The following is a 4,474-nucleotide window of genomic DNA, read 5'->3' on the forward strand; positions in this document are numbered from 1 at the left end:
CCTTCGCGAGGATCGCCGAGGAGTTCACGGCGTACGCGACCGAGCTGGGCGTCCCGGAGGTCACCGCGATACCGATCTCGGCGCTGGCCGGGGACAACGTGGTGGAGCCGAGCGCGCACATGGACTGGTACGGCGGCCCCACCGTGCTGGAGCACCTGGAGACCGTGCCGGTCAGCCACGACCTGGCGCACTGCCACGCGCGGCTGCCCGTGCAGTACGTGATCCGGCCGCAGACCGCCGAGCACCCCGACTACCGCGGCTACGCGGGCCAGATCGCGGCCGGCACCTTCCGGGTCGGCGAGGAGGTCACCGTCCTGCCGTCCGGGCGGACCACCCGCATCGCCGGCATCGACCTGCTGGGCGAGCCGGTCGACGTGGCCTGGACGACGCAGTCGGTGACGGTGCTGCTCGAGGACGACATCGACGTCTCGCGCGGTGATCTGATCGTGCCGGCGAAGGACGCCCCGGCCACCACGCAGGACGTGGAGGCGACCGTCTGCCATGTCGCCGACGCGCCCCTCACCGTGGGCCACCGGGTGCTGCTCAAGCACGGCACCCGCACGGTCAAGGCGATCGTGAAGGACATTCCGTCCCGGCTCACGCTCGACGACCTGTCCCTGCACCCGCACCCGGGCCGGCTCGTCGCCAACGACATCGGCCGGGTGAAGATCCGTACCGCCGAGCCGCTGCCGGTCGACTCCTACGCCGACTCGCGCCGCACCGGCTCGTTCATCCTGATCGACCCCGCCGACGGCACCACCCTGACCGCGGGTATGGTCGGCGAGTCGTTCGCCGCACCGGAGCCGGTCAAGGAAGAGACCGACGACGGCTGGGACTTCTGACATGAGGACGCCCGACGTGTACTCGACGTTCGCGAAGGAGGGTGGCCGCGTCGGCAGTGGCGCCCTCGGCAGCGGGCAGGGCGGAGTGGCGCGATGTGTGCGCTGACGTACGCGCACCGCTCGCGCGCCCGCTCCCCCCACCCGGCGTCGTCCCGGAAGCGACGAAGACCTCCAGCCGAACTCCCGGCCACGACCTGAGAGTCCGTGACCGCCGGGCCAACGAGAGGAAGCCCTCCCGTGCCTGCCATCAGCTCACCGCTCCTGCGCCGCGGCATAGCCGCCGTCGCCGCTCTTCCCCTGCTCACGCTGGCCGCCTGCGGCTACGGCTCCGACGCCAAGGACGACGGCACCGCCAAGATCGCCGCCGGCGCCGAGAAGATCGACGGGCTCGGCTCCGTCAAGATCGGCTACTTCGGCAACCTGACCCACGCCACCGCGCTGGTCGGCGTGCAGAAGGGCTTCTTCCAGAAGGAGCTGGGCGCCACCACGGTCAAGCCCGCCATCTTCAACGCCGGCCCGTCCGAGATCGAGGCCCTCAACTCCGGTTCCATCGACATCGGCTGGATCGGCCCGTCCCCCGCCATCAACGGCTACACCAAGTCCAATGGCAAGAGCCTGAAGATCATCGGTGGTTCGGCCTCCGGCGGGGTGAAGCTGGTCGTCGACCCGGCGAAGATCAAGACCCTGAAGGACGTCAAGGGCAAGAAGATCGCCACGCCGCAGCTCGGCAACACGCAGGACGTGGCGTTCCTCAACTGGGCCGCCGACCAGGGCTGGAAGGTCGACGCGCAGAGCGGCAAGGGCGATGTCACCGTCGTCCGCACGGACAACAAGATCACCCCGGACGCCTACAAGTCCGGTTCGATCGACGGCGCGTGGGTGCCGGAGCCGACCGCGTCCAAGCTGGTCGCCGAGGGTGCCAAGGTGCTCCTGGACGAGTCGACGCTGTGGCCGGACAAGAAGTTCGTGATCACGAACATCATCGTGCGGCAGGGCTTCCTGAAGGACCACCCGAAGGCGGTCGAGGCCGTCCTGAAGGCGGCGGTAGAGACCAACGAGTGGATCAACGCCCACCCGGACGAGGCGAAGGCCGCCGCGAACAAGCGGCTGGAGACGGACGCCGGCAAGGCGCTCCCGGCCAAGGTCCTCGACCCGGCCTGGAAGTCCATCCAGTTCACCGACGACCCGCTGGCCGCCACCCTGGACACCGAGGCCGAGCACGCGGTCAAGGCCGGCCTGCTGGAGAAGCCGGATCTGAAGGGGATCTACGATCTGACGATCCTCAACAAGGTCCTCAAGGCCGAGGGCCGTCCCGCGGTCGACGCCGCCGGCCTCGGCACCAGCTGACGCCCCTGCCCGACGCGTCCCCAGGAGGTGACGACCATGGCCACGACCCTCGCCAAGGCCGACGAGACCGTCGAGTTCGCGGCACGCCTTGAGCACGTCTCGAAGTCCTTCGCCACCCCGGGCGGGCAGCAGCTCGTCCTGGACGACATCAGCATCGATGTCGCGCCGGGTGAGTTCGTCACCCTCCTGGGGGCCTCGGGCTGCGGCAAGTCCACGCTGCTGAACCTGGTGGCGGGCCTGGACCGGCCGAGCGCCGGCTCCATCACCACGGACGGCCGCCCCGCCCTGATGTTCCAGGAACACGCCCTGTTCCCGTGGCTGACCGCGGGCAAGAACATCGAACTCGCCCTGAAACTGCGGGGCGTCGCCAAGGCCGAGCGACGCGGCAAGGCCGAGGAACTGCTCGAACTGGTGCGGCTGAAGGGCGCGTACGGCAAGCGGGTGCACGAGCTGTCCGGAGGCATGCGGCAGCGGGTGGCGATGGCCCGCGCGCTGGCGCAGGAGAGCAACATGCTGCTGATGGACGAGCCGTTCGCCGCGCTCGACGCCATCACGCGGGACGTGCTGCACGACGAGCTGACCCGGATCTGGGCGGAGACCGGGCTCTCCGTCCTGTTCGTCACCCACAACGTGCGCGAGGCGGTGCGGCTCGCGCAGCGGGTGATCCTGCTGTCCTCCCGCCCGGGCCGGATCGCGCGCGAGTGGCGCGTGGACCTCCCGCAGCCGCGCCGCATCGAGGACGCGCCCGTGGCCGAACTGTCCCTTGAGATAACCGACGTACTGCGTGGGGAGATCCGCCGCCATGGCCAGCACTGAGACGACACCGGTCCAGGACGCCGGGAGCGTCGAGGCCGGCCTGGACGCGCTGGAGACCACGGCCACGGGCCGCCCCCCGCTGCGCGACACCCTCGTCAACAAGATCCTGCCGCCGGTCGTCGCCATCGCGGTGGTCCTGGTGGTCTGGTACATCCTGTACCCGGTCGTGGACGACCCGACGAAGCTGCCCTCGCCGGGCGCGGTGGGCAGCGCGTTCCGGGACGCCTGGCTCCGGGGCGAACTGCTCGGCTACATCTGGACGAGTGTCTCACGCGGTCTGCTGGGCTTCGCGTTCGCGCTGGTCATCGGCACGCCGCTGGGTCTGCTGGTGGCCCGGGTGAAGTTCGTGCGCGCGGCCATCGGCCCGATCCTGTCCGGGCTCCAGTCGCTGCCGTCGGTGGCGTGGGTGCCGCCGGCGGTGATCTGGCTGGGCCTGAACAACTCGATGATGTACGCGGTGATCCTGCTCGGCGCCGTGCCGTCGATCGCCAACGGTCTGGTGTCCGGCGTCGACCAGGTGCCGCCGCTGTTCCTGCGCGCGGGCCGCACCATGGGCGCCACGGGTGCCAAGGGCGTCTGGTACGTCACCCTGCCGGCCTCGCTGCCCGGCTATGTGGCGGGTCTGAAGCAGGGCTGGGCGTTCTCCTGGCGTTCGCTGATGGCCGCGGAGATCATCGCGCAGTTCCCCGATCTCGGCGTGGGGCTCGGCCAGTTGCTGGAGAACGGCCGCACCGCCAGCGACATGGCGCTGGTGTTCGAGGCGATCCTGCTCATCCTGTTCGTCGGCATCGCCATCGACCTGCTGATCTTCAGTCCGCTGGAGCGGTGGGTGCTGCGCAGCCGCGGCCTGCTGGTGAAGAGCTGACGTCCCGTGCGCACCAGGCCGGTTCTCCTCGTCATCGCCCACGGCAGCCGTGACCCCCGGCACGCCGCGACCGTGCACGCCCTCGTGGAGCGGGTGCGGTCGCTGCGGCCCGGGCTGCGCGTGGAGACCGGCTTCCTGGACTTCAACGTCCCGTCGGTGCACGGGGTGCTCGAGTCGCTGGCGGCTCAGGGCGTCCGGGACGTGGTCGCCCTGCCGCTGCTGCTGACCCGGGCGTTCCACGCCAAGGCCGACATCCCGGCCGTGCTGCGGGACGCCCCGACGCGGCTGCGGATCCGGCAGGCGGAGGTGCTCGGCCCGTCGCCGCTGCTGCTGTCCGCACTGGAACGGCGGTTGTACGAGGCGGGGCTGACCCCCGCCGACAAGTCCTCGACCGGGGTCGTGCTGGCCTCGGCGGGGTCCTCCGACCCGGAGGCGATCGCAGTGATCGCTGAAATCGCGCGGGAGTGGCGGCACACCGGTTGGTGCGCCGTGCGGCCTGCGTTCGCCTCCGCATCCCTTCCCCGCACCGAGGACGCGGTGCGGGAGCTGCGGCGGCTCGGCTGCGCGCGGGTCGCCGTGGCACCGTATGTGCTGGCCCCAGGCT

The 4,474-nt window shown here is 70.8% G+C and carries 4 protein-coding genes and 1 pseudogene; all 5 read left to right on the plus strand.

The window, feature by feature from the left end; genetic code table 11:
• Positions 1-842, plus strand: a pseudogene (locus H5J33_RS24875) (hypothetical protein); the annotation flags it as partial.
• Positions 843-1,079: 237 nt separating this feature from the next.
• Positions 1,080-2,189: an aliphatic sulfonate ABC transporter substrate-binding protein gene (locus tag H5J33_RS24880; protein ID WP_181797105.1), complete on the plus strand. Its 1,110-nt coding sequence runs from the start codon at positions 1,080-1,082 to the stop codon at positions 2,187-2,189.
• 36 nt (positions 2,190-2,225) lie between these two features.
• Entirely contained in the window at positions 2,226-3,005 is a 780-nt protein-coding gene (locus H5J33_RS24885) for an ABC transporter ATP-binding protein (RefSeq protein WP_181797106.1), read from the plus strand.
• Complete coding sequence (locus tag H5J33_RS24890; RefSeq protein ID WP_181797107.1) at positions 2,992-3,870, plus strand: ABC transporter permease; 879 nt, start codon at positions 2,992-2,994, stop codon at positions 3,868-3,870. The genes H5J33_RS24885 and H5J33_RS24890 overlap by 14 nt, the downstream gene beginning before the upstream one ends.
• Positions 3,871-3,876: 6 nt before the next feature.
• Positions 3,877-4,474: sirohydrochlorin chelatase (locus H5J33_RS24895; RefSeq protein ID WP_181797108.1), on the plus strand; the 598-nt coding region annotated here is incomplete at its 3' end.

This window comes from Streptomyces sp. WELS2 (genome assembly GCF_013870595.1).
GTDB lineage: Bacteria > Actinomycetota > Actinomycetes > Streptomycetales > Streptomycetaceae > Streptomyces.

Excerpts from the sequence above, each read along its gene's own strand:
- H5J33_RS24885 (WP_181797106.1), top strand. The coding sequence starts at position 2,226 with ATGGCCACGACCCTCGCCAAGGCCGACGAGACCGTCGAGTTCGCGGCA.
- H5J33_RS24890 (WP_181797107.1), top strand. The coding sequence starts at position 2,992 with ATGGCCAGCACTGAGACGACACCGGTCCAGGACGCCGGGAGCGTCGAG.